General features: G+C 40.2%; 17 protein-coding genes. 5 read left to right on the forward strand and 12 right to left on the reverse strand.

The window, feature by feature from the left end:
• Position 1: 1 nt before the first annotated feature.
• The 5 genes from BUA02_RS01410 to BUA02_RS01430 form a co-directional block, all read right to left on the reverse strand.
• Positions 2–1,000, reverse strand: a complete 999-nt coding sequence (locus tag BUA02_RS01410; RefSeq protein ID WP_072700388.1) for a carbohydrate ABC transporter permease — start codon at positions 998–1,000, stop codon at positions 2–4.
• A 99-nt stretch (positions 1,001–1,099) separates the two neighbouring features.
• Positions 1,100–2,542, reverse strand: a complete 1,443-nt coding sequence (locus BUA02_RS01415; RefSeq protein WP_072700390.1) for an ABC transporter substrate-binding protein — start codon at positions 2,540–2,542, stop codon at positions 1,100–1,102.
• A 211-nt stretch (positions 2,543–2,753) separates the two neighbouring features.
• On the reverse strand, positions 2,754–3,767 hold the full coding sequence (locus BUA02_RS01420) for a LacI family DNA-binding transcriptional regulator (RefSeq protein ID WP_072700393.1): 1,014 nt from the start codon (positions 3,765–3,767) through the stop codon (positions 2,754–2,756).
• 31 nt (positions 3,768–3,798) lie between these two features.
• Entirely contained in the window at positions 3,799–5,991 is a 2,193-nt protein-coding gene (locus tag BUA02_RS01425; RefSeq protein WP_072700395.1) for an alpha-galactosidase, read from the reverse strand.
• A gap of 97 nt (positions 5,992–6,088) precedes the next feature.
• Positions 6,089–6,991, reverse strand: coding sequence for a hypothetical protein (locus BUA02_RS01430; protein ID WP_072700397.1), 903 nt, complete (start codon positions 6,989–6,991; stop codon positions 6,089–6,091).
• Positions 6,992–7,105: 114 nt separating this feature from the next.
• Here BUA02_RS01430 and BUA02_RS01435 point away from each other — a divergent pair, with 114 nt between their 5' ends.
• A complete protein-coding gene (locus BUA02_RS01435; protein WP_072700399.1) occupies positions 7,106–7,999 on the forward strand; it encodes a LysR family transcriptional regulator in 894 nt (297 codons plus the stop codon).
• A gap of 56 nt (positions 8,000–8,055) precedes the next feature.
• Here BUA02_RS01435 and BUA02_RS01440 read toward each other — a convergent pair whose 3' ends face one another.
• Positions 8,056–9,771 carry a methyl-accepting chemotaxis protein gene (locus BUA02_RS01440; protein WP_072700402.1) on the reverse strand — a complete coding sequence of 572 codons (1,716 nt, stop codon included), beginning with the start codon at positions 9,769–9,771 and terminating at the stop codon, positions 8,056–8,058.
• A 241-nt stretch (positions 9,772–10,012) separates the two neighbouring features.
• Here BUA02_RS01440 and BUA02_RS01445 point away from each other — a divergent pair, with 241 nt between their 5' ends.
• Positions 10,013–11,308 (forward strand): adenylosuccinate synthase, encoded by a 1,296-nt coding sequence (locus BUA02_RS01445; protein WP_072700405.1) that lies wholly within the window; start codon positions 10,013–10,015, stop codon positions 11,306–11,308.
• 494 nt (positions 11,309–11,802) lie between these two features.
• On the opposite strand, the gene BUA02_RS01450 is transcribed toward BUA02_RS01445, so the two are convergent.
• The 3 genes from BUA02_RS01450 to BUA02_RS01460 form a co-directional block, all read right to left on the reverse strand.
• Entirely contained in the window at positions 11,803–12,732 is a 930-nt protein-coding gene (locus tag BUA02_RS01450) for a DNA/RNA non-specific endonuclease (protein WP_072700407.1), read from the reverse strand.
• 127 nt (positions 12,733–12,859) lie between these two features.
• Complete coding sequence (locus BUA02_RS01455) at positions 12,860–14,455, reverse strand: glycoside hydrolase family 28 protein (RefSeq protein ID WP_072700410.1); 1,596 nt, start codon at positions 14,453–14,455, stop codon at positions 12,860–12,862.
• Positions 14,456–14,486: 31 nt separating this feature from the next.
• Positions 14,487–15,377 carry an HAD-IA family hydrolase gene (locus BUA02_RS01460; RefSeq protein ID WP_083572597.1) on the reverse strand — a complete coding sequence of 297 codons (891 nt, stop codon included), beginning with the start codon at positions 15,375–15,377 and terminating at the stop codon, positions 14,487–14,489.
• Between the two features lie 212 nt (positions 15,378–15,589).
• On the opposite strand from BUA02_RS01460, the gene BUA02_RS01465 reads away from it, so the two are divergent.
• The 3 genes from BUA02_RS01465 (at position 15,590) to BUA02_RS01475 (ending at position 21,161) form a co-directional block, all read left to right on the forward strand.
• A complete protein-coding gene (locus BUA02_RS01465) occupies positions 15,590–16,507 on the forward strand; it encodes an ArsR/SmtB family transcription factor (protein WP_072700412.1) in 918 nt (305 codons plus the stop codon).
• Between the two features lie 90 nt (positions 16,508–16,597).
• Positions 16,598–19,297, forward strand: coding sequence for a translation factor GTPase family protein (locus BUA02_RS01470; RefSeq protein WP_072700414.1), 2,700 nt, complete (start codon positions 16,598–16,600; stop codon positions 19,295–19,297).
• Between the two features lie 91 nt (positions 19,298–19,388).
• On the forward strand, positions 19,389–21,161 hold the full coding sequence (locus BUA02_RS01475) for a methyl-accepting chemotaxis protein (protein WP_072700416.1): 1,773 nt from the start codon (positions 19,389–19,391) through the stop codon (positions 21,159–21,161).
• On the opposite strand, the gene BUA02_RS01480 is transcribed toward BUA02_RS01475, so the two are convergent.
• The 3 genes from BUA02_RS01480 to BUA02_RS01490 form a co-directional block, all read right to left on the reverse strand.
• Positions 21,156–22,400 carry a 6-phosphofructokinase gene (locus BUA02_RS01480; RefSeq protein WP_072700418.1) on the reverse strand — a complete coding sequence of 415 codons (1,245 nt, stop codon included), beginning with the start codon at positions 22,398–22,400 and terminating at the stop codon, positions 21,156–21,158. The two genes, BUA02_RS01475 and BUA02_RS01480, sit on opposite strands and share 6 nt — an antisense overlap.
• A 110-nt stretch (positions 22,401–22,510) precedes the next feature.
• On the reverse strand, positions 22,511–23,437 hold the full coding sequence (locus tag BUA02_RS01485) for an SGNH/GDSL hydrolase family protein (RefSeq protein ID WP_083385912.1): 927 nt from the start codon (positions 23,435–23,437) through the stop codon (positions 22,511–22,513).
• 37 nt (positions 23,438–23,474) lie between these two features.
• Positions 23,475–24,800 carry a sensor histidine kinase gene (locus BUA02_RS01490; RefSeq protein ID WP_072700420.1) on the reverse strand — a complete coding sequence of 442 codons (1,326 nt, stop codon included), beginning with the start codon at positions 24,798–24,800 and terminating at the stop codon, positions 23,475–23,477.
• Between the last annotated feature and the right edge of the window lie 119 nt (positions 24,801–24,919).

A 24,919-nucleotide genomic window follows, 5' to 3' on the forward strand; every position in this document is an offset into this window, starting at 1 on the left:
GTTACTTACCTCCAAGTGCTGACTTTCTTTCCTGCTTTTTGATACTTCTTGCAATGGCTTTCTGCCTTCTGACTGCTGCTCTTGGATCTTCATCCTCTGCATTTCTAAATACATATTTAAAGAATAACTTCTGCATAATAGTCACAAAGAAGATGATCATGAGAAGGACGATAGCCATAGCAGATGCCAGACCTACCTTTTGCTGTGTATGAGCGATCTCATGCATTACTATGAAATAAGTTCCTGTTCCATTCGCACCATCTGTAATAACATATGGTGGCTCGAAAGCACTAAGTGAACCTGTAATAGAAAGGATCACGTTAAGGGTGATGATTGTCTTTATACTTGGCATAATGATGTATTTAAACTGCTGAAATCTGTTAGCTCCATCAAGCATTGCCGCTTCATACAATTCTGAGTCAACAGACATAATTGCCCCAATGAACAAGACCATGTTCTGGCCAAAATATCTCCACACAGAAGTGCCTACCAGTGAGAAGTTGTTGACTCTCTGGTCCTTGAGCCAGTATGGTAGGTTATCAAGCTGAAATCCACACCACTGAAGAACTGTGTCGAACACAAAACCTCTTGTGTAGAAGAATTTAAAGATAAAACCTATGGCTATACCATTTATAAGAAATGGAAAAAACATAAAGCCCTTGAAAATATTACCGCCCTTTACCTTAAAGCTTAAGACCGTGGCAAGATACAAGGCCAGAGCCAGCTGAACCACTGATCCGAGCATGTAGTAAAGGCTGAGTTTTAATGCTCCAAAGCAGTCATCTCTTTGGAATACTTTTATATAATTCTTGAGTCCTACAAATTTGCGGGCTCCAACATATTTCATATTGTAAAAACTAAATCCAAACATCTTACCAAAGGGTAAATATGTGAATACGAACAAAAGAAGAAGTGGCACTACCATAAATGCGAACATTACAAGAACCTGCTGTCCATCTCTACTTTTTATCCATTGTTTAAAAGATCTTTTCTTTTTCATAGAATCACTCCGTGTGAGTTGCTATCTGCGACGCCAATGCCAGTTATCAAAATTTTAGCCGGAGAGAATACCTTCTCCCCGGCCATGAAGAAAGTTATATTAATATTTCACTTCAATTCCCAGCTCTTCCTGAGCATCCTGCCACTTCTTGTTCCAGTCTGACATGATGTCATCAAAGCTCTCTGAACCTGTAGCACCAGCTTCAACAATGCGCTGTACCTTGTCGTTACCACCAGCATTGATTGAAAGCTCTGACTCAGCGTTCATGTCGTTGAGGAATGTTTCCTCACCTGCAAGTGCTGGCTGATCTGAAAGGACTTCACAACCATCAAATGCTGCGTACATATCTGGGTTCTGGCCGCCCTTAACTACTGTGTAACCACCTTCGTTGAAGCACCAGTTTGACTTCTCGACCATCCACTTAACAAAGATAAGTGAAGCAAGCTTGTTCTCATCTGAAGAGTTAACATTGATACCATAGTTGTAGTCACCACCAGCATTTACATACTGTTTGCCGCCCACTGTAATAGGGAATGGCATGTAACCAACATTCTCTGGAGTATCTCCAGCTTCCTGCATCTGTGCATAAGCCCATGAGCCAAGAACCATTGTTCCGATCTCGCCTCTATTCATCATACCCTTGCAGCCTTCCCAGTCAGTTGTTGTGTAGTCATCTTCGATAAGGCCATTAGCACATGCATCATAGAGAATCTTGTAAACGTTGTATGCACCTGTTCCATCACCTGGATCTGAGAAAGGCTCAGCTGTGTGTACAAGCTTCTGGTTCTGATATGTGTTATCACCATTTGAAACTGTTCCTACATAAGCATCCCATGCGCCCATTGTCCAACCAGCTGCATAGTTTGTGTAAAGAGGAATAGCATCTGTCTTGTCCTTGATGAGCTGGAGATCAGCCACGAACTCATCTGGAGTTTTTGGAAGCTCTGTGATTCCTGCATCAGCAAATACTTTCTTGTTGTAAAGAAGTCCCTGTGCATTTGCCATGTAAGGAATACCGTAGCAGTTTCCACCAAACTCCCACTGATCTACGAAATTAAGCTCTTTTGATAAATTATCAAGTGAATCAAGTGGCATAAAATATGATGCAAGATCTGTCTTGTCTACAGCAGGGATAAACATAATGTCCCCCCAGTCTCCTGTAGAAAGACGAAGAAGTGAATCCTCTGCGTAGTCTGTAACTGCCTCTGTTGTAACTGTGATATTAGGGAAGTCTTTGTTGAACTCTGCGATCATAGCAGCAATTGTTCCATCTTCTTCGCGGTCTGTCTTGTGGTGAAGGAACTTGATCGAAGCTGTAAGATCCTTGTTGTCATCAAGGCTAAGTGTTGTGTAAGAAAGCTCACCAGTTGCTTCACTCTCTCCTGAACCTGTTTCCTGCGTATCCTTTGCTGCTTCAGTATTATCTGTACTTTCCGTGTTGTCAGCAGGTGTCTCTGCTGTGTCAGATGATGCTCCACATCCCATAGCAGAAGCTGCCATAACCGTAGCTGTAACCAAAGCCAAAACTTTTTTCTTATTCATATTACCCTCCTTTAATACAATTAGTTTTTAGCTAATTTCCATTTTATTAGTTAATTTTTATTAGTCAATATTTTAGCTAACTTTTTACTTAACATTCTACTTAATAAACAAAAAGAGCATCTTGACTTTGGTAAATTTACCTATTGCAAGATGCTCTCTATATACCTATTTTAGCTAAATTATTTTTTAGCTTAGCAGTGATTAATTTTAATTAAATTTCTTTTACACTTTCCCTTTCGATAAGATAACCTTCCACAATACTAAGGCCTTTTCTATATCTTTCTCCATGAAGCGTATGAAGGATCCTCTTAAGTGTCCTTCGAACCATTTCCTCCATATCTACCTTATAAGTAGTGATGCCGATCTCAGCGCCGTTTGTATAAACAAAATCATCGTAACCCACTACTGAGATATCCTCCGGAACCCTAAGCCCCTTATCTTTTAGATACTGGATAAACTTGCTTGCAGTAAGGTCGCAGTTACAAACAAAGGCTGTAGGAAGCTTTCCTTTTGGCCACTTAACATTTTTCTCAATATCCATGACCTTATTGTCTGAATCACGGTCATCAAGCACCCAAGCCGGATTCACCTTGATTCCGTGTTCCATTAGTGCTCTCTCGTAGCCAAGGTATCTGTCTGTGATAGATGGTGTGGTCAGCAGTGTTCCCACATATCCTATATCCTTATGGCCTTTGTCAAAAAGATAATTTGTCAAAATATAAGCTCCATAAAAGCTTCCAGATATTACTGAATCTTTTTTGTGCTGCCTGTCTGTAAAATCCATGTAGAAAGTAGGAGTTTCAAGCTTATCATCAAGCATTTCCAGATAATCTTCCCGTAAAGTTCCCATTATTACTACGGCATCTACATTGCCATCTCCAATGAGCTTTGGATAAACGAGATTTTCCTCTTCCTCAAGGCTTAGGACCTCTAGCATTGTAAAAGAGCCAATCTTTCCGGCTTTGGCTGAAAAGATCTGATACATGTGTCCATAGAAGGAATCTATGTTTCCAAGGTACCTGGCACCAATAAGAACCCCAATCTTGAAGCTGTCAGAAGACCTGTTTGTAAAAGATTTCTGGTAGCCCCTCTCTTCCGCCAGATCAATGATCTTCTGACGCATTTCCTCACTTACACCTTTTTGACCAGACAATGCTTTGGATACTGTTACAGTACTGATCCCCAGGGCAGCAGCAATGTCCGACATCGTAATTTTCTTTGGCATTGTATATCTCCTCTAACAATTATTATCTAGATCAATCTTTTGCTACAAGATAGATCAGTTCAGACCTAAAATCTCCGTTAAGTGATGGCATTACAAGTCCAACCTTCCTGATGGTAGCCCCCAAAGCTTCCACATCAGTTCCTTCTATCCTATATATTTTTTTATCATCAAGCCCCTTAACCTTAAGGATTCTATTAGTCGTGTTCGGTTTCGCCATAACCTGAACATAGGTTATAAGAGCTTTTTTCTTGTTCTTACTGATAACTCCATAGGCGTCAAATTCGTGGTTTCTCTGATATGACGCATAGCGGTAGTAATCTCCAGTTCTCACAAGCTCATTATACTTGTGATATTCTGCAACCTGCCTTGGAATATCATCCCTATCTTCCTGAGGAATCTTGGTGATATCAAGTTCATATCCAAAGGTTCCTGCAAGAGCCACATCCCCTCTTGTCTTAAATGGCGTTGTTCTTCCAACTGTATGATTAGGACAATCAGATACGTGAGCTCCCATAGTACTGAGAGGGAAAATAAGGCTTGTTCCTTCCTGAATCTTTAATCTTTCAATTGCATCTGTATCATCTGAGCACCAGATCTGTGGGCTATAGTAGAGCATACCCGCATCAAATCTTGCTCCGCCCCCAGAACAGTTCTCCAGCAAAAGATCTGGAAAATCCTTAACTAATCTCTCCATGAGATCATATACTGCAAGAACATATCTGTGGGAAAGCTCTCCCTGACTATCCGCTGAAAGCCCCAAAGATCCAAGGTCACATAATTGCCTATTCATATCCCACTTGAGATATTCTATATTTGCTGAACTCAATATATCCTTTATCCTGCTATAAACGTAGTCAGATACTTCTTTTCTTGTAATATCAAGAACGTACTGATTTCTACTCCTGCAAGGCTCTCTGTCTGCTGTCTTGATTGCCCAGTCCGGATGCTCATCATAGAGCTTGGATACAGGAGATATCATCTCTGGCTCCATCCAGATACCAAACTTAAGACCTATGGCATTTACGTCATCTACCAGTTTCTTAAGTCCGCCCTTAAGCTTTTTCTCGTTGACATACCAGTCTCCAAGGCTTGAGTTGTCGTCATTTCTTTCTCCAAACCAGCCATCGTCCATGACTAGCATCTCTATGCCGCTTTTCTTTGCCTCTTTTGCAATTGAAAGGAGCTTTTCATTATCAAAATCAAAGTAAGTCGCTTCCCAGTTGTTTATAAGGATTGGTCTTTCTTTGTCCTTGTACTTACTTCTGATGAGATGGTCTCTGTATAGGTCATGGAAGGTTCTGGACATTTTTCCAAGGCCTTGTGATGAATAAACCATTACTACTTCCGGAGCCTGGAACTCTTCTCCTGCCCCAAGCTTCCATCTAAAGTTCTTTTGACAGATGCCCATGTAGAGTCTCAAGCTGTCAAACTGTGATCTGCACACCCCAGCTTCAAAATTACCTGAGTAGATAAAAGAAAAACCGTAGACCTTACCTGTATCCTCTGAATCACCATTTTCCACAAGGGCCATAAATGGCTGGAACTGGTGTGAGGACTCGCCTCTAAAGGACTCAATAGAGGTATCGCCATAACCAATCTCTCTAAAGTCCATAGCTCTTTCTCTAGCCCATGATCCGTGAAGTGTAAGAAGCTCATAGCCTTCATTGTCCATATCCATTGTCATAGACATAACTTTATCTAGCATGATTGGCGCATCAGAAGTATTTACAAACCTAATAGACCTTGTAATGGCATCAATTCCTTCAAATACACTGTATGAAAGAACTGCCTTTAAGCCTGTCGCCTTGTCTATTGCTGTGATGTCCAATGTCATGGAATCAGCTTCCGATCCAAATGTAGCTGGAAGGCCTTCTAATTTCTTTTTACCTTTATAAATATTGTGAGATTCATAGCTAAAAGATACACTGCTGTGTCCGTTTACGTCAGTTATCTCTATGCTACTTTTCCTGTAATCTCCAACATTGTTTGTAGAATATTCAAATGGGAATCTGTCGAGAAAAGAACTTCTATCACGCATGACACTTGAAGGTGTGCCATACTGATCAACTAATTTCAAAAGATATGATGCATCCGATATTTCTAACTTGTCTCCATAATAGAGATGAGTAAGGACCCCCTCGTCGTAAAGTGCACCTATGCAGTAGCTGGTATTCTGCGTCTCAATGACAAAAATCTTGCTCTGCTCAATATACCTGATATCCATAAGAAAACCCCTGCTTTTTAGTTTAGTTAATTATAATTAACTTAATTTTAACTTTTATTAGCTAAAAAGCAAGGGGAATGTTTATTTTTACGTCTTTTTAAAAAAATAAGATTCGAAGGGCCCCAAGACCGATGATGGCTATTATGAATAGGATTGCCACCAGTATGTATGCGATTTTTACTGCGATGTTTACAACTTTGTAGGCTCCATAGCCTTCATCTTTTTTGATCAAAAGATAAATGATATATGGAATGGTTCCGAAGAAGCTTATGAGCGAAAATACCGTTATGGTCAGCGGAAAAAGAACTATGGAAGTAATTCTTACTGATTCCTTCTGATTCTCAAACCACATAATAAAGAATACATATAAAAAGCCTAACATAAATCCGGCTATTCCACTTAAGGGAATACCTATAAGGCTGTCCAAAGTTATGATATTTCCCGCCATGTCTCCCATATGATTGAATGGGTCTAGGATCTCAATGGTTGAAAGTAGCATTGCCATCATGCCTACCATCAGAGGAATTCTGAATCTCTGAGCAAGTGGAACCTTTCTTTTAATGGCGTTATCTTTGTTTATTTTATTCCAGTAATTTTGTTGTGCTTTTCTATCGAATTTAACTACTGTGTCCTGCTTCTTTTCTTTAGCTTTGTTCTTGGCCGCGCCTTTATTTCCATTCTTTATAAGCCTAAATAGCTCTTCTTCTGATCCTTCGGTAAAAGAATTTCTTTTAACACTATAGACATAATCTCCGGCCTGGAGAAAAATGAAGTCATTTGTCTTATGGATCTTGCCTATTTCAGTGATCTTATTTGAAACATCTTTAAAGACGCCTTCCTCGCCCTTTATCACTTCTCTTATCTGGTCATTATCTATGGTCACTTCGCTTGTAGCACCGTTTCTTGCGTACATTGATGCATCAAGATTATTCTTGCCTTTGGCCTTACTGTTTATCTCTTTGGCGATTTCATTATTAAACGCAAAAACAATTTTATTCATGATCGTCTCCCTGAATTTTTCCAATAAGATACTTTACCTTTATAGACATATGAATTCAAGGATATGTTGCAAAAACATGCTATAATATAAGCAGAACTTATGGAGGTGTTTTTCATGATAAGTAATCTGGAATATTACAAGGTCTTTTACTATGTAGGTAAGCTCAGCAGTATTACTGAAGCAGCAAAAGAGCTGAATATATCTCAGCCTGCTGTGAGTCAGTCAATACACCAGCTTGAAAAGAGTCTTGACTGCACTCTCTTTCAGAGAACCGCTAGAGGTATGAAGCTTACAAGCGAGGGAAATCTCCTTTATAGATATGTCAAAAGAGGCTACGAACAGATAGACCTTGGGCAGCAGCGCCTTGGACAGCTCCTCCACCTTGATGCAGGCGAAGTTAGGATTGGAGCCAGCGACATGACGCTTAGATTCTTTCTTTTACCATATCTTGAAAAGTTCCATGAACTCTATCCAGGAATAAAGGTTTCTGTCACTAATGGTCCTACGCCTGAGACGTTGCAGTACTTATCAGATGACAGGATTGATTTTGGCGTAGTTTCAACTCCTTTTGAAAATCTTCAGGGATTTAAGACGACTCCTGTTTCAGAGATTGAAGATACCTTTGTGGCAGGAAGAAAATTCATTCAATACAAGAACAGAATGCTTGATTTTGCTGATCTAAAAAAGGTACCTATGATAACTCTTGAAGGAAGGACCAGTACCAGAGATTATATAGAAGCTTTTTTAGCAAAAGAAAATGTCGAGATACATCCTGAGTTTGAGCTCGCAACCAGCGACATGATCGTTCAGTTTGCACTGCGTAATCTGGGGGTTGGCTGCGTTGTAAAGGACTTTGCAAAAGAGTATCTCGACAGCGGTATATTATTTGAACTTAGATTCAACAAGATGATTCCTAAGCGTCAGATGTGCGTAGTTACTGATGAGTCTAGACCACTTCCAATTGCTGCAGCAAATCTGCTTGAGCTCATAAATAAGAACAATTTTTAAGCCCCTCACGCAGGGACTTTGCCTACGCAGGGGGCTTAAGGGGCTTATCAACTAACTTATTCGTTAATTGTAAACTGGCTTATTAGACTATTTAGACTAGCTGACTGCTCTGAGAGTTCCTGAGATACAGCACTTGATTCTTCAGCAGTTGCTGAGTTATTCTGTACAACATTAGATATCATCTCAATACCCTTATCGATCTCATCCATGCTTTGTGCCTGCTCTTCTGCCAGATCTCCAGTCTTAACGATCATATCTGTGATCTCTTCTACGCTATGCTGCATTGCATCAAGAGCTTCAGTTGTCTCAGCTACGACTGAGTTACCATTCTTAATTTCTTCCATTGTATCTGCAATGAGCTGATGTGTATTCTGAGCTGCTTCACTTGACTGATCTGCAAGCTTACCAATCTGATCAGCAACAACTGCAAAACCTTTTCCAGTTTCACCTGCTCTTGCTGCCTCGATAGAAGCATTAAGGGCAAGAAGTGAAGTCTGGCTGGCAATCTCTTCGATAGTATTTGTAACCTGTTCGATCTCTGCCGATGCTTCAGTGATCCTTGTCATGGCGTCTGTAACAAGATGCATCTTTCTGGCACTTACTTCTGCATTATCTCTTACTTCATTAGCCATGCTCCTGCTCTTTTCAGCGACTTCAGCAAGCTGCTTGGTCTGCTCTGTTACAGAATTAACTGAAGCTGTAAGTTCTTCAACTGCAGCTGCCTGATCTGTTGTGCCTTCAGCAAGATCAGAAGATCCCTGTGACATATTTGCTGCACCTTGTGATACCTGTGAAGAAGAATTCTTAACTTCAAGGAGTGTACTACTTAAGTTATCAGAAATATCTGAAAGCGCCTTTCTGATAGCTTCATAATCACCAATATAAAGATCTTCATTTTTTGAACCTGAAGAGAAGTCACCGCCTGACATACGCTTCAAGGTAACATCAATATCTTTTACAATTTCAGCAATGGCATTGGTTGAGCCCTTGATATCCTGTGCAAGTTTTCCAAGCTCATCTTCAGAATCTGTTTCAATCTCGATCTCAAGCTTACCTTTGGACATGTCATCAGCAGCTGTTGAGATTGCTTCGATAGGTCCAAGGATACTCTTTGTAAGCGCTGCTCTTGCCTTATTAGAATAAAGGATAGCGTAGATTACAACTACAAGAGAAATGATCGTCATGAAGATAACACTTCCAAGAGCCATTCCATAAGCTTTCTTAGCCTGAGCTTTTGCTTCAAGGCCTATAGCTTTGAAGTCTTTTACTACTACCTTAATGGCTTCATTCACCGTTCCTACATAGTAGGTATATATCTCTTCATGGGATGCCCCGCTGTTCATCATTTGTATCAGCGTATCATCCGCCGAATCTATATCTTTCAAGTGCTGACGAGCTGTACTCAAGTCTCCGTTATAAACTTTACTTAGTTCATCAAGACCATCATTCATTTCCTGTATCTTTTCAGCAGCACCATCAATCTGTTCCTGTCTGTCAGCATCTTCAGTTGCAGACATAGCCCAGAGATAATACTTTGCAAGAGCCTGAATTGTGATTCTTATCTCTCCTTGCTGAGAGTTCTGCTCATAATAAATAGCATAGATATTTCTCAGATTGAAAAGAGCTACTATATCGATCAGGATAATGACAATAAAGATAAGTATCAGATTCAATCTGAACTTTCCAAATACCTTCTTGAATTTTTCAGATACAGGTAAGCTCTTGAAACCTCCCTTATCAAATTCGTTGTTTTTCTCAACTATGTTTGCCATATAGACCTCCTAATTCACCATACGCCTATCATGCATGTATTATCGACAAGTTATATATTTAATTTTATTGCTTTTATATAAAAAAATACACAGAAATGCGCAAATTTATATAACTTTTCGGTAAATAAGTAAAACTTATGGCTCATATAATAAATATCGATTTTACTTATGGCATTTTTGAGAGTAATATTATCATGCAATAGAGATTGCTAAATGTTTTAAAAAAGAGAGGAACAAAAATATGGTTAAAGCAGTAGTCGGCGCCAATTGGGGCGACGAAGGAAAAGGAAAGATTACCGATACTCTTGCTGATCAGGCTGACGTAGTTATCCGTTTTCAGGGAGGCGCCAATGCTGGTCACACAATTGTAAATGATTATGGTAAATTTGCACTTCACACAATGCCATCTGGTGTCTTCCATCAGAACATCATGAACATCATTGGTAATGGAGTTGCATTTGATATTACAAAATTTATGAAGGAACTCAATGAGGTTACATCTAAGGGTGTTCCAATGCCTCAGATCATGATCTCAGACAGAGTTCAGGTTATGATGCCTTATCACGTTCTCTTCGATACTCTTGAAGAAGCCAGACTTGCTGGTAAGTCATTTGGTTCAACAAAGTCAGGAATTGCTCCTTTCTATTCAGATAAGTTTGCTAAGATTGGTTGGCAGATTAATGAGTTCTTCCAGGACGATGAAGTTATCAAAGAAAAGATTGCAAGAATCGCTGAGATCAAGGACGTTATCCTTGTTAATCTTTATCACGCAGATCCTATCGATCAGGAAGCTCTGTTCAACCAGATTGAAGATTGGCGTGAGCAGGTAAAACCATACGTTGGAAACGTATCTCTTTATCTTGATAATGCTATTAAGGAAGGCAAGACTATCCTCCTCGAGGGTCAGCTTGGAACAATGAAGGATCCAGATCATGGTATCTATCCTATGGTTACTTCATCATCTCCTCTTGCAGCTTATGGTGCAATCGGCGCTGGTATTCCTCCTTATGAGATCAAGCAGATCGTAACTGTATCTAAGGCTTACTCATCAGCAGTAGGTGCTGGTGCATTCGTATCAGAGCTCTTTGGAGATGAAGCTGAGGAACTTAGAAGACGCGGTGGTGACGGCGGTGAGTACGGCGCTACAACAGGAAGACCTAGACGTGTAGGCTGGTATGACTGCGTAGCAAGTAAGTATGGTTGCAGACTTCAGGGCACAACTGATGTTGCATTCACAGTACTTGACGTACTTGGTTACCTTGATGAGATTCCAGTTTGCGTAGGATACGACATCGACGGCGAAGTTACTACAGAGTTCCCTGTAACTCACCTTCTTGAGAAGGCTAAGCCTGTATTCAAGACTCTTCCAGGTTGGAAGTGCGACATCCGTGGTATCAAGAACTACGAAGATCTCCCAGAGAAGTGTCGCAACTATATTGAATTCATTGAGGAGCAGATTGGTTACCCTATCACAATGGTAAGTAACGGTCCTGCAAGAACAGATATAATCTACAGAAAGAGCAAGTTTAGTAAGTAATACTTACTATTCAGTTGCTAGCTGATATTCAGTCAGCAACAGCGTGAAATTAGTCATTCGGCATGCCTTTTAGCTTGATTAAGCTTTTAGGCATGCCTTTTTTCTTGCCTTATTCCTGTTTTTTCTTGTCTTCTTCCTGCCCCGGCATGTATTTCTTCTATTTTTGAGCAAAAGACATGCCATTTCTCAGCTTTTCCTATATTTCCGGCATGTCTTTTTTATATTTCTGTAAGTTTTTACATGCCGTATTCTTACGTTCTCTTAATATTTGGCATGTCTTTCTTGTAATTTGCTACCTTTGACATGCTCAGCCATCCGCTTAACTTCTATTTTCCCGATGCCCATTCCCCGTTCGCCAAAGGCACCCTAATCCTTAAACTGCTTAACTACAAAATAACTGCCATATAATATTAGTCAACCCCGGAGCCGCTTTGCGGTGCGCCTGCGCAGGGTTTACTAATATTATATGGCAGTTATCGTAGTTAATTAGCAGTTTATGGATTACACTTCTTGCAAGGTACATACCCCTGCTCTATCAAATCTTCTCTTGCCCCTTCGTAATATAACTTATTTTTTTCTTTCATATCCTTAACACTACTACAGGATGGATAATGAAACTTCTTGGTATTCTTGTTTGCGATATATGCTGTAGTCTCTGAAGATACCGGTGCTGTACGATCTACCTGCGTGTTACTATTTGGAGCAGTTACTTGAAAATCATCTGTAGACACTGACTTTGAATAACTCTCATCCAGCTTGTTACTTCCATCCTTATAGTCAATGACTACACCAGGCTGCACATTATAGCAATATACATTAAAAGAAATACCTTTTCCCTTATCTTCTACTGAATATGCCTCTATCTGCACTCCAGAGCATAGAAGATTATTTCCTTCAAAGACAGGCGTCACACGGTACATTACATGATTACCAGTACTTTTAATGTACTCTGCCACCTTATTTTCATATGGAAGCATTCCTTCCACATTCATATATCTGGTACCGGTGATAAGATTCTTTTCATTAGCATTCTCGCCGGTAAGCTGATAGCCTATCATGTGACATCTGTTGTACAAATACGGTGGATCTGAATCCACAAGTCCTGGATACTTATTTTGTTTCCATCCTGTAGGCTTGACCATTCCAATAGAGTCACGTTCCTCAGTTGGCATCAGGTCTTTTCCTATACAAGCTGTCGCAGTAGTGCATCTTCCAAGCTTGTCCAGAGCTCCATAACTTTCAAAAGAACTAGTCGTAATCTCATCGCTAGAAAACTGCGGTTTATTATCATTTATAGCTACTGACGGTGCTCCACTGTACTCAGGAATCCCGCTTTCAGCTCTACTATCCACTCTGTACGTACATACTAGAATTATAGTAGAAATGATCATAAACAATATAAATGCAATCCTTGTTTTCTTCATATCTCCTGCCTTTCTAGTATTGTCATCGTTACAATATGAATAATACCCCCAAATGACTAATCTTTAAACAAAATCCATATTAAAAAAACATAAAAATACCTGCTCCATCATTGAAGCAGGTATATACTCACTCTTCCACTATACACTCTCTTGTATTCATGCTCCTTGGTACCACATGAACATTTGAATACTCGCAATCTGCGTGTCTAATATAGATTCCATAGGCAGGTACATCACCCATGGCACTGTTCTCTGGATAGTCCGTTACATTCTCATGAACTTCTGGTAAAAGATTTATCTCTTCCTTGTCATCTCTATAAGTAACATCAAATCCATTTATCTTGATGCTACCAAGATCTTTTCCTAAGCACTCCAAAGCTCCTATTTTCTCAGCCACATCCTTAGGCAATGACTCTTTTGCCAAAAGAGCTTTCTTCTGCTCTTTATTCATCCTGTACCCGGTGATGATTGATGGAACCTCAGCGTTAACAGCTTTGATATTCTCGATCACGACGCCATCAATTGATCCGCCATAAAACTTATCTTCTTCGCATCCATCTTCATATCCAAACTTATTTCTTTTGCAAAGGCAGATAAATAGCGGGCACGCAACATTATCCATTGTAATATTGCGGACAGTTACGTTTCTAACATTACTTCCATCGGCGGACTCAATAGCAATTCCAGAACAAGAGCCTGGATAGATATCCAGGAAAAAGTGACAATTCTCGCAAGTTATATCTTCTATATCATAGAAGGTCTCTGTTCCAATCTTAAATGCATTGGCGACGCTGAGCACTGTGCAGTCAGAAAAGTACACTCTCTTAGTGCCGCGAAGCTTGCCTTCGCAAGCAACGTTAAGGCCATCATGTTCATGACCGCGCGGTGACTTAACTACAAGCCCATCATCAGCTGTCGAAATAAAACAGTGAGTTACGTCAACATCCTCACTTCCCATAACATCGATACCATCAGTGTTGGCAACATGTCTGTTTCCATTGATGACGATGTTTGAAACCTTGACGTTGTCACAACCATCAATGCAAAGATTCCAGTCCATAGATGCTTCAAGAATGATATTTTCTATGACAACATTCTTACATCCATTTGCCCAGAGCATGTACATAGGCCTTTTAATCTTTGGCTGACCATTTCCATACTTGTCCTCGGCATATCTAATGCGGCTTCTGATAGCATATCTCATAGTATCAACAGGATATCCCATTGGATCATAAAGAAATGGTGGCTGCTTTATCTTTTCTAGAGGAGTTAAAAGAGGTTTCTTAAGCGGCAAATGTACAAAGTACTCGCCATTTCCAAAAATTCTACCCCCGCCTGTAACTCTTACATTCTTGGCATTTTCTAATATTACAAATGCATCTACAAAGTTGTCATGATTCTTGGATGCTACCAATGCACTGTCCCCTGTAATCCACAACGTTGTATTATCATGGATTCTAACAGTACCAGATATGTACCATCCGCCATCAACTAGAACCACTCCACCACCAGCTTCTCTAGCTGCTTCTGCTGCCTTATTGACTGCCTCTGTACATACGGTCATACCATCTGCAACAGCACCGTAATCTCTAATATCAAATACCTTGGAAGTGCGTTTATCAGGTAATCCCTGCTGCCTTATATATTGTCCGTATGGTATTCCCTTATAGTAATCCCCATCGTAGATTATTCCATTATCCGGTAATGTAGCTACATCAACCATAGATATCCACCTCATCAAGTTAAATTAGATATCAATACCTAACCCCAAGTCCCTCAAGTTCTTCTTTAACCTGGTCATAGTCCTTGTAAACTATGCCCTTCCAGCCAAGGTTAATGGCAGCCTCGATGTTTACTGCTGTGTCGTCGATGAATACTGTCTTTGATGGAGTTAAGTCATAACGTTCTTCAAGAAGATGATAGATTTCAGGACCTGGCTTAACTACATGATCTCTAAAGCTTAAGATACCACCGTCTGTCTCTTCAAGAAATGCCATAGCTTCTGGGCATCCCTCAAGGGCCTGTCTGGAAAAATTTGAAAGGTAAAGTACTTTGTAGCCTGCTGTCTTAAGTGCCTTTATCCAAGGAATAGTTCTATCTCTCTTAGTGATGATACCGTCGATATTCTTGAAAGCATCTTCAAGTATGTCTTTTATCTCAGGATCATTTTCTACGAATCTAGCAATGATCTCATCATTTGTTAAGTTGCCTTTGTCGTACTCAACCCAGTCATCGCTCTCTACTGTTGCTTTGGCAATCCTGCCTATCATGGCATCGTCGTGACCTTTTTTTCTAAGGAAATCCTTCCATGCAAAATCTGTAAGAACATTTCCTATGTCAAATACGACTGTATCAATCTCGCCATCAGGAATAACGTTTCCAAATTTGTCGTGCTGCTTGTTGCTACTCATGGCGTCAAGAGATGCAACGGTGTGTCTACCTGTGATAGCACCAATAGCCCAGATAAGGAGCCATAACAAAATTGGTACTGCAACAGTTGCGGCCACGCAGCCAAAGAAAAGATCCTTGGTAGCAGGTGAGCCGATAAGTGCCAGCACTAAAAGAGCTACGTACATTCCTACAAGTATAACTATCCCAAGGATAGCAAGAATTCTCTTATATAATGGTGTCTTATTCTGATTCATGATCTCATCCTTTTTTAATGATTCTTTGTTAACTCGTAAATCATACAATAAAGGCTATCTTTATGCAATTCCAATTCATGAGCGGAATTTTGTAAAATATTTAAAATTTGCTATACAATTAAATCAATTCCGCTTGCGGTATTAAGCCGAATATGAAATAATCTATATTGCGTAAATATAAAAGCTAATCAGTAACCTAGAAAGGAAAAACTATGCTACACATTAAATCATTAGACGAAGGTTTGGAAGTTTTCAAGGCACTTGGATCAGACATTAGAGTAGAAATCATCAAGATTCTTCTAAATGAGAGTGGCATGAATATGAATGAGCTTGCTAGTCGCCTCAATATCACCAATGGCGCTCTGACAAGTCATATCAAAAAGCTTGAAGAAAGCGGAATAGTTAAGGTTTCTTCGGAATCAGCTGGTCACGGTAATCAAAAAGTCTGCTCCGTAAATCTGGATAAGATCCTCATTGATATTCAGAACAAACCAAAGGAAGACAACGTTTATACCACAGATATCAAAGTAGGACTATTTTCAGATTATTCAGTATTCCCTACATGCGGACTTGCTTCTACCAAAAAGCTTATAGGAGAGCTCGATGATACCAGATACTTTGCTCATCCTGACCGCTATGAAGCTGATATCCTCTGGTTCACAAAAGGATATGTAGAATACGCTGTTCCTAATTTTGTTCCATTTAATCAAAAGATTGATGAGATCAGTATCTCAGCTGAGCTCAGTTCAGAAGCACCTGGAATCAACAACATTTGGCCATCTGATATATATTTTTACTTAAATGATATTCTTCTTGGAACATGGACTTCACCTGGAGATTTCGGAGACGTCAAAGGCTTCTTTACTCCTGATTGGTGGTTCCACAACTGGAATCAGTACGGACTGCTTAAGACTCTTGTAGTTAACCACGATGGCTCTTTTATCGATGGGATCAAGATTTCAGACGTGACTATCGACAGATTCAATCTCACTTCCAAGAGCCCAATAAAGTTAAAGCTCGAAGTTCCTGAAACTGCAGATCACGTCGGAGGCCTTACGATCTTTGGTAAAGGCTTTGGTAATTACAATCAGGACATCAACGTCAAAATGAAATACAGTCAGCTTGACTAAAACAAATATCAAAACAATCCATCCCTTGCGAGCATTCGCAGGGGATTTTGTGTATAATGAGTTAAAGTAAAAGCACAAAGGATAATCACAATGCAAAAGCGACTAACTATCGGTATCCTTGCACATGTAGATGCAGGTAAGACAACTCTTTCCGAGGGTCTGTTATATCTTTCCGGAGCCCTCAGAAAGCTGGGACGAGTTGATCACAGAGATACATTTTTAGATACATATGAACTTGAAAGAACCCGCGGAATTACTATCTTTTCCAAGCAGGCTCTTTTTGAATACGAGGATACTCACTTTACACTACTTGATACTCCCGGGCATTCCGACTTCTCTCCAGAGATGGAGCGAACTCTTCAGGTCCTTGACGCTGCAATTTTACTTATCAGCGCTTCTGACAAAGTAACCGCTCAGGCCAAGATCTTGTGGAAGCTTCTATCTCACTATCATGTTCCAACCTTCATATTTGTTAATAAGATGGATCAGGACGGAGCTGACAAGGCTCTTTTGTTAAAAGACATCAGAGAAAACCTCAGCTCTCACTGTATTGCTTTTGAAGATGGCTTTGATTCTGATGAGCTCCAGGAAGAGCTTGCTGTCTGCGACGACAGACTTCTTACAGCTTTTCTTGACGGTCAGAAGGTAACTGAAGGTGATGTAAAGTCCCTCATAGCAGATTGCAAGTGCTATCCTGTTCTCTTTGGCTCTGCCCTTAAGATGGACGGGGTAAAAGAACTGCTCTCTTTCATCAAGGATTTCGCTCCTGATAACAAATATGATGAGAATGCTCCTTTTGCTGCAAGAGTATTTAAGATAAGCAGGGACGTAAATGGAAACAGATTGACCCACATCAAGATAACATCAGGAAAATTAAAAGTCAGAGACCTTATTGATGATGAAAAGATCGATCAGATAAGGCTTTATTCTGGTGAGAAATTCGAGATGGTTCAGGAAGCCGCTGCTGGAACTGTTTGCGCTATAGCAGGGCTATCTGATTCTAAGGCAGGCGACGGACTTGGTAAGCTCAAAAATGACACCACAGCTGAGATCCTGCAACCAATCCTATCTTCTACTTTGATACTGCCTGAGGATGCTGACCCCGTAGTTGTTTACAGAAAACTCAAAGCTCTTGAAGAGGAAGAGCCTATGCTTCAGGTATCCCTCAAGGAAGGAAGCGGGATCATTGAAGTTAAGATAATGGGCGAAGTGCAAAAAGAGATCCTTAAGCACCTTATAAAGACTCGCTTTGATCTGGACGTAGACTTTGGTCCGGGTCATATTGTCTACAAAGAGACCATCGCAGGCCCTGTAGAAGGTGTTGGACATTTCGAGCCTCTAAGACACTACGCAGAAGTACATATCCTTCTTGAGCCAGCAGAGCCCGGAAGTGGAATGTCTTTTGCCTGCGACGTAAGTACAGATGACCTGTCACTTAACTGGCAGAGGCTCATACTAACTCACCTTCAGGAAAAGAAGCATCTGGGAGTCCTGACTGGTTCTGAGCTTACAGATGTTAAGATAACACTCATCGGCGGACGTTCCCACGAAAAGCATACTGAAGGCGGCGATTTCAGACAAGCAACTTATAGAGCCGTAAGGCAAGGTCTCATGGAAGCAGATTCCATCCTCCTTGAGCCAGTATACGAATATAGAATTGAGCTGCCAAAAGAATCTGTCGGAAGAGCTCTTACTGACATACAGAGAATGCACGGAACTGTCGGTCTTCCAGATATTGTCGGAGATAAAAATGTCCTTACTGGCACGATCCCTGCGGCAAGCCTTGGTTCCTATGCGCAGGAACTCTCATCTTTTACCCATGGAGAAGGCCATATCACCACTACTCTAAAAGGCTACCAGCCATGCCACAACACAGAAGAAGTACTGGCAGAAACAGGCTATGATCCTGACCTTGACACCGGCAATCCATCCTCATCCGTCTTCTGCTCCCATGGAGTCGGAACTATCATTCCTTGGAATGAAGTCAGAAGCCACATGCATGTTGATACAGGCTGGAGCCCGGAAACTGCTGACACCTACAAGACTGACCTGACTGATAACATAGATATGGAAGCTCTAAAAAAGATCCAGGCCAGACAAAAGAGCAAAGCTCCAGAAAACAGGTCTTTTGATGAAATAGAAAGAGACCTTCAGGCCACAGAAAAAGAGCTGAAGAACATATTTGAAAAGACCTATGGTGAGATAAAGCCAAGATACGTTGAAAAAAACACCACCTACACCTCTTCCAATGAGGCAGACAAGCCAGAGATAGATAATAGAGATTACGCTTTAGAAGAAGCTAAAAAGGAAAAGCACCAAAATACTGGCTCAGTAGATGACTCAGTTCATAAAGAATATCTCCTTGTTGACGGCTATAATGTGATTTACGCATCAGATGATCTAAAGTCCCTTGCCCAGAGAGATTTAAAAGCAGCAAGAGACTCTCTCATCGACACCCTGATCAACTTCCAGGGATTTAGAAGGGAACAGGTAATCCTGGTTTTTGATGCCTACAAGGTTCCCGGCGGCACAGAACACATGGAAGATTACTCAGGACTTATCGTTATCTATACAAAAGAGGCTGAAACTGCAGACCAATACATAGAAAAAGCCGCCCATGAAATAGGAAAAAAGTATAAAGTCACCGTTGCCACTTCAGATGCCATAGAGCAGATAATAGTGCTCAGTAGCGGTGCATTCAGACTTTCTGCCAGAGATTTCTGGGATGAGATCAAAAGAACCAGTGAGATGATCTCGGACAAAATTCGAAATCACAATACAAAATTGTGAAAATTTTATAAAATTTCATATACACTTTCTGTTCATTACAGAGTATCATATAGGTACATAATTCTTTTTTCACGGAGGAGAAAACTAAATAATGAACAGAAAGTCAGGCTCTAAATTCAACGCTCGTATGTCAGTCATTCTTCTGGTAGTGACTATTCCACTCATCCTCGCCTTAATTGGTGGCATGTTCTACAGTAGCTATCATTTAAAGGCTCTAGAAAAAAATGATGAGGAGCTCTACTTCAACATGTTGTACAAGATCAGTAATGAACTTGTGAAAGCCGACAGAGACTTTTATCAGGCTATGCTTGGGGGTACAGAGTATATTGCCTATAAACCTTATGCTGACGAGACACTTCTCAAAGAGTATCTTGAAACTTACACCACAAACTCTCAGCAGACTCTAGATGGTGTAACGGCTGCCGCTGAACTTGCATCCAAGAACAACTATCTCTACAACGAGATGAAGTCAGAATCAGGTAACACTTTCTCTTCTCTTTATTCAGATTTCCAAACAATATTTGCAAAATGGCAATCAGATTACGACTTTTCTACAAACTCAGGCAATTCAAAGGCTTTTTCTCTTGACTTTGAAGAAGCAAGAAACTGTCTCGATGAAATGGGTCAGATTGTGGAAGCTTGGGCTATTCAGGAAAAGACAGCCAATCAAAAGTCTGTTTCAACCAGCATTGCTATAGGAATGGTCATGTTTGCATTAGTATCAGTATTACTCCTTGTAATTACTATCATTATGATCTTCAACATCGTAAAGAGTCTAAAGGCCATCAATGAATCCGTAGACAGGATCGCAACAGGCGACTTTGTAACCAAGATCAAAGCGGGAAGCATGGTAACGGACTTTAACGAAATATGCACAAAACTTGAATCCATGAGACACGACCTTAGAAATGCCCTTGTTAAAGTAATAAATCATGCAGATTCAGTTAATTCAAAGGCTGAGCTTGCCAAGAACAGCATCTCTAATTCACAGACTACAACAGCTGATATCACTTCTGTTGTCAACGACCTTGCTACTGGCGCAACATCAATGGCTGAAGACGTTCAGAGCACATCAAGCGTTACTGTCAACATGGGAACAGCTGTTGATAACGTTCGTGATTCCGCAAATGCCAACCTTCAGCGTGGTTCTATGGTCTACACTGAATCAGAAAAAGTTAAAGAGCAGCTTGAACAGATAAAGCTCCAGGATCAGACCAATGACGAAATGGCAACTCAGGTTGCTGATTCAGTAAATGAGACAGCAAACGTAGTAGCTCAGATCTCATCTGCTGCCGAGTCTATCATCTCAATTGCAAACCAGACCAACCTCCTTGCCCTCAATGCTTCTATCGAGGCTGCGAGAGCTGGCGAAGCAGGAAGAGGTTTTGCAGTAGTTGCTGATAACATCAAGAACCTGGCAGGTAACACAAACTCACTTGCTGGTGAGATCACTAACATGCTTTCAACTATCACAGATTATTCAAATACTAACAAGGAACTTACTGAGAATATCAAGACTGCTATCTCCAACCAGACATTTGCTCTTGAAGAGATGAGCGAATCCTTCGATCAGATGCTTGCTCTTTTAAAAGAGACAGAAACTGGAAATAAGCAGATCGTAGAACTTGTAGAGACTATGAACACTGATAAGGACAATATCCTTAATTCTGTTGAATCTCTTTCAAGTATTTCGGAAGAAAATGCAGCATCAACGCAGCAGACAAGCGCTTCTCTCATGCAGCTTGACAGCAACATGGAATCTGTTGTTCAGCAGGCCGTAGACCTTCAGAAGATTGCAGAAGAGCTTACTGCTAACGTTAAATACTTTAAAGTTGAACTCCCTCAGGAGGAAAACGCCTTATAATGCCTCAGGTATTATGAGATGCCTTGGTAGTCCTCCAGACATGATAGGCATCACTTCACCACATATAAGGGGTCTTGCATAGTGCTCAAAGCTCTGTGTGAGGCCTCTTTTATTGTCTGTTATCCACTCAACTGGAACTTTCTTTTCAAAATTAGCAATAGCGTGGATATCATACGTATCATAAACGCAGATATATGGATAATCTGCAGTATTTTCCATCATTCTTTTCATGATGACCATCTTTCCGGTCTTCTTTTCATTTGCAGCTATTACAGCCTGAACGCCGCACTGATAAGCCTCTCTTACATCAGTAAGTGAAGAAGTATGGGCTGCCGATCTCTGCAAAGTACTAAGTTCAACTGTTCTGGTACGAAGTCCCAGCTCATTTGTAAGCTTATCTGCTAAAACTCTTGATGCAGCACTCATCTGCTTATGTCCAAATGTATCTGTCTCTACATTTCCATTTAGCTCACATACATATCTTCCATCTGCAAGCTTAATTCCCTCTGAAATAACGATTAAAGCCGGTTTATGGCCCTTAGAAAGTTCTTTTGCATAATTCATAAAATCGTCCATGTCAAACGGGATTTCGGGCAAATAAATGGCATCAGGTCCTGAGCAGTCATCTGAAGTACAAAGAGAAGCTGCTGCAGCAAGCCAGCCTGCATTTCTACCCATTATCTCAACGATCACTATTGCTGGATTTCTTGGATCAGAAGCCTGATTGTCTCTTATAAGCTCTTTTACACTTGTTGCTATATACTTAGCAGATGAGCCAAATCCAGGGCAATGGTCCGTGATAGGAAGGTCGTTATCAATTGTTTTGGGAATGCCTATAAATTGCTTGTCATATCCATGACTGGAAGAATAATCTGATAGTTTCATAATGGTGTCCATTGAATCGTTGCCACCAATATAGAAAAAAGAATCGATATTATTTTTGTCTAATATCTCAAAGATCTGTTCGTATACTGAATTATCTACTGAAGCTTCTGGAAGCTTGTATCTGCAGGTACCAAGAACTGAAGCTGGAGTTCTCTTAAGCAGTTCCACATTGGTGGGATCACTTAAATACTTATCCAGATCAATAAACTCTCCTTGTAAAAGTCCCTCAATACCATGAATCATACCAAAGACCTTGTTTGCACCAAGCTCTTTAGCTTTGACATAAGCTCCTGCTACTGAAGCATTAATTGCCGCTGTTGGTCCTCCCGACTGACCAATAATGACATTATTCATTAGATTCCTCCAAAAGTTGTATTTGTAGCCCGCCCAAAAACATACAAATACTCCATGCATAATAATAGCCCATGTCAGATGATTCTGTACATGGGCTATATTACCAAATATTAAGCTTCAGTTGTCATGACAGACATATAATATGAATAAAGATTCTTGTAAGTAGTCTTATCATAGTGAAGTCCATCTGACGCATTAAATCCGTTTTGCTGCAAGAATGTGTATCCGTCGATCCACTGAATTCTAGGATCAAGCTCATTCTTGAGTCTAGTGTTAAAACTTTCAATCTGATCATTTGTTACTCTTGCTGAAGCACCAACAGGTGTAACTGCAGCATAGTAAACTGTAATTCCGGCTTCTGTCCAGGCATCAATATTGCTATTAACAAGCTTGATATACTTGGAAGCATTGCCTAGATCATTAACACCAAAATTAATGACCATCACTGTTCCACTTCCAGCTGTCTCTGAAATCTCAGAAAGAGCTGTATTCTTGAACCAGTTATATCCCTCTCCAACCTTGGCTACATAAGCCTTGTCTGTAGAACCTACAGCCATCTTGAGCTGAACTGTTCTGGAATCTCCTACAAAAAGATAAGGAACACTTGGCACTCCCTCTGTTAAGTAGTCTCCCATAACAAATCCAAGGTTTTCATTATAAGAAATTTCATACCATCCGTTGTCTGTTGCTCCAATGACCTGTACTGCGCTTCCCCAGCTAATCTTGCCGATCTTGTCGTATTCTGTACCTGCGCCTGCTCTAACATTTACTGTATCGCTGGCATACATAGTAACGGGTGTCTCGTAATCTGTAATTGAATAAGGTGCTGTTTCTACTTCCTTTCCTGCGTTAGCAACCTCAAGGTCTAAATTGTTATCTACGAGTACCTGTTCATTAGATACAGTTTCAGTTACTTCTGAGATATTCTCTGAAGCAATTACCTTCTGATCTGCTGTTACTCCTGCGCAAACAACTGCAGCAAACATTCCTGCAAAGGCCAATAAAGCGATAAAATTTTTTCTTTTAATCTTACGCATGAATGAGATTTTACAATAACAGTAAAAACTTGTCAAACTAGCGATTTGTTTTCTTAGGAATAATGATCTCAACTGTAGTACCTACCCCAGGCGTAGACGATATTCTCATCTCCGCATTCTCGACAATCTTAAGTCTGTTCCTGACATTTCTGATTCCAATTCGTTTATTATCGTTCACAATTTCTTTTTCATACTCATTAACATCAAAACCAACACCATCATCATAGATCTTGATCCTGATGTATCCATAACCCTCTTCAGTACTGATCCTGATATTTCCAAGCTCATCCGTTCCTTTGGCACATACACCATGATTAACTGCATTTTCTACAATTGGCTGTATGGTGAGCGCTGGAATATCAAAGTCTGTAGCCTTAATATCATACTCAACCTTAAATCTGTCAGGGAACCTAGCCTCTTCAATTACAAGGTAATCTCTTGTATGCTGCAATTCCTCAGTAAAAGGAATTGGATCTTCTGTTTCAATGGAGCTGACATTTTCTTTAAGGTAATCAGCCAAACTTTCTAATATCTCCTTTGCCTTATTTATGTCTTTGTCACAAAGAATGCTGATAGCGCTTAAGGTATTGTACAAAAAGAGAGGTTTGATCTGAGAAATAGCAATCCTCATTCTCATGTCCTCAAGTTCCTGGTTTTGTTTTTCAATGTATCCCCTCTGTTCCATCATTGTCTTGGTGTTATCTTCAAGAGCCTGACCAAACATGATAAGAGATACGATTATTATGGCAATATTTGAAAGTGAAAAACCATAGATAAAGAGCTGTATGATCGATGCCAGGATTGGAAGCGTTATGAACATAAATATTGCATTACATCTCTTTTTATTGATCTGATTTCTTTTGACCCAAACATAAGCCCCAACGCCTATTGATTCAACTAGAACAATGATCGTCCAGATAATAAATCCAGGTCCGCGCTGATATAGGTTAGTTTCTGGATTGATGGTATAAACAAAGCCATACATCTGAGCTATTGCTAGGTAAAGTTCCGCTACAGAGCCAAGGCCTCCCATGTAGAACATAACTCTTATACTTCTTTTTTCAGGCTGAATGGACAATATAACGTAAGACGTCAAAAAGACTGGCAAAATAGCATTACATACAAATGACATGTAATTGGAAAAATTTAAGATAGCATAGGCAAGCGATCCTGGATTACCTCTAAAAAACCAGGCGGCGGAATCAAAAAACAACATTACACCAACAGTAAGTTCTAGCTCTGCAAGAGCTCTATACTGCTCCTTGATCACAGTTCTGCCTATAAAAAGATATATTGCTGATATCACAGCAAAGATACTTCCCCAAAGTTCTAAACAAGTGTATACGTACTTTAGTTCCAACACTGTAGCACCTCCGATATAGTCTCCTATAGTTGCCTGGCGTTACATTCCTACCCCATTAAAAATATTCTATCTCTATTATAACTCATTTTTAACGGAATATCATTCAACTAAAAAAGCAT

Source organism: Butyrivibrio hungatei DSM 14810 (genome assembly GCF_900143205.1).
GTDB classification, from domain to species: domain Bacteria; phylum Bacillota; class Clostridia; order Lachnospirales; family Lachnospiraceae; genus Butyrivibrio; species Butyrivibrio hungatei.

Bases quoted from the DNA above. Each gene is read 5' to 3' on its own strand.
- BUA02_RS01475 (WP_072700416.1), top strand. From the start codon at position 19,389: ATGAACAGAAAGTCAGGCTCTAAATTCAACGCTCGTATGTCAGTCATT.
- BUA02_RS01445 (WP_072700405.1), top strand. From the start codon at position 10,013: ATGGTTAAAGCAGTAGTCGGCGCCAATTGGGGCGACGAAGGAAAAGGA.
- BUA02_RS01485 (WP_083385912.1), bottom strand. From the start codon at position 23,437: ATGCGTAAGATTAAAAGAAAAAATTTTATCGCTTTATTGGCCTTTGCA.
- BUA02_RS01425 (WP_072700395.1), bottom strand. From the start codon at position 5,991: ATGGATATCAGGTATATTGAGCAGAGCAAGATTTTTGTCATTGAGACG.
- BUA02_RS01415 (WP_072700390.1), bottom strand. From the start codon at position 2,542: ATGAATAAGAAAAAAGTTTTGGCTTTGGTTACAGCTACGGTTATGGCA.
- BUA02_RS01460 (WP_083572597.1), bottom strand. From the start codon at position 15,377: ATGAATCAGAATAAGACACCATTATATAAGAGAATTCTTGCTATCCTT.
- BUA02_RS01420 (WP_072700393.1), bottom strand. From the start codon at position 3,767: ATGCCAAAGAAAATTACGATGTCGGACATTGCTGCTGCCCTGGGGATC.
- BUA02_RS01480 (WP_072700418.1), bottom strand. From the start codon at position 22,400: ATGAATAATGTCATTATTGGTCAGTCGGGAGGACCAACAGCGGCAATT.
- BUA02_RS01450 (WP_072700407.1), bottom strand. From the start codon at position 12,732: ATGAAGAAAACAAGGATTGCATTTATATTGTTTATGATCATTTCTACT.
- BUA02_RS01435 (WP_072700399.1), top strand. From the start codon at position 7,106: ATGATAAGTAATCTGGAATATTACAAGGTCTTTTACTATGTAGGTAAG.
- BUA02_RS01440 (WP_072700402.1), bottom strand. From the start codon at position 9,771: ATGGCAAACATAGTTGAGAAAAACAACGAATTTGATAAGGGAGGTTTC.
- BUA02_RS01455 (WP_072700410.1), bottom strand. From the start codon at position 14,455: ATGGTTGATGTAGCTACATTACCGGATAATGGAATAATCTACGATGGG.
- BUA02_RS01410 (WP_072700388.1), bottom strand. From the start codon at position 1,000: ATGAAAAAGAAAAGATCTTTTAAACAATGGATAAAAAGTAGAGATGGA.
- BUA02_RS01465 (WP_072700412.1), top strand. From the start codon at position 15,590: ATGCTACACATTAAATCATTAGACGAAGGTTTGGAAGTTTTCAAGGCA.
- BUA02_RS01430 (WP_072700397.1), bottom strand. From the start codon at position 6,991: ATGAATAAAATTGTTTTTGCGTTTAATAATGAAATCGCCAAAGAGATA.
- BUA02_RS01470 (WP_072700414.1), top strand. From the start codon at position 16,598: ATGCAAAAGCGACTAACTATCGGTATCCTTGCACATGTAGATGCAGGT.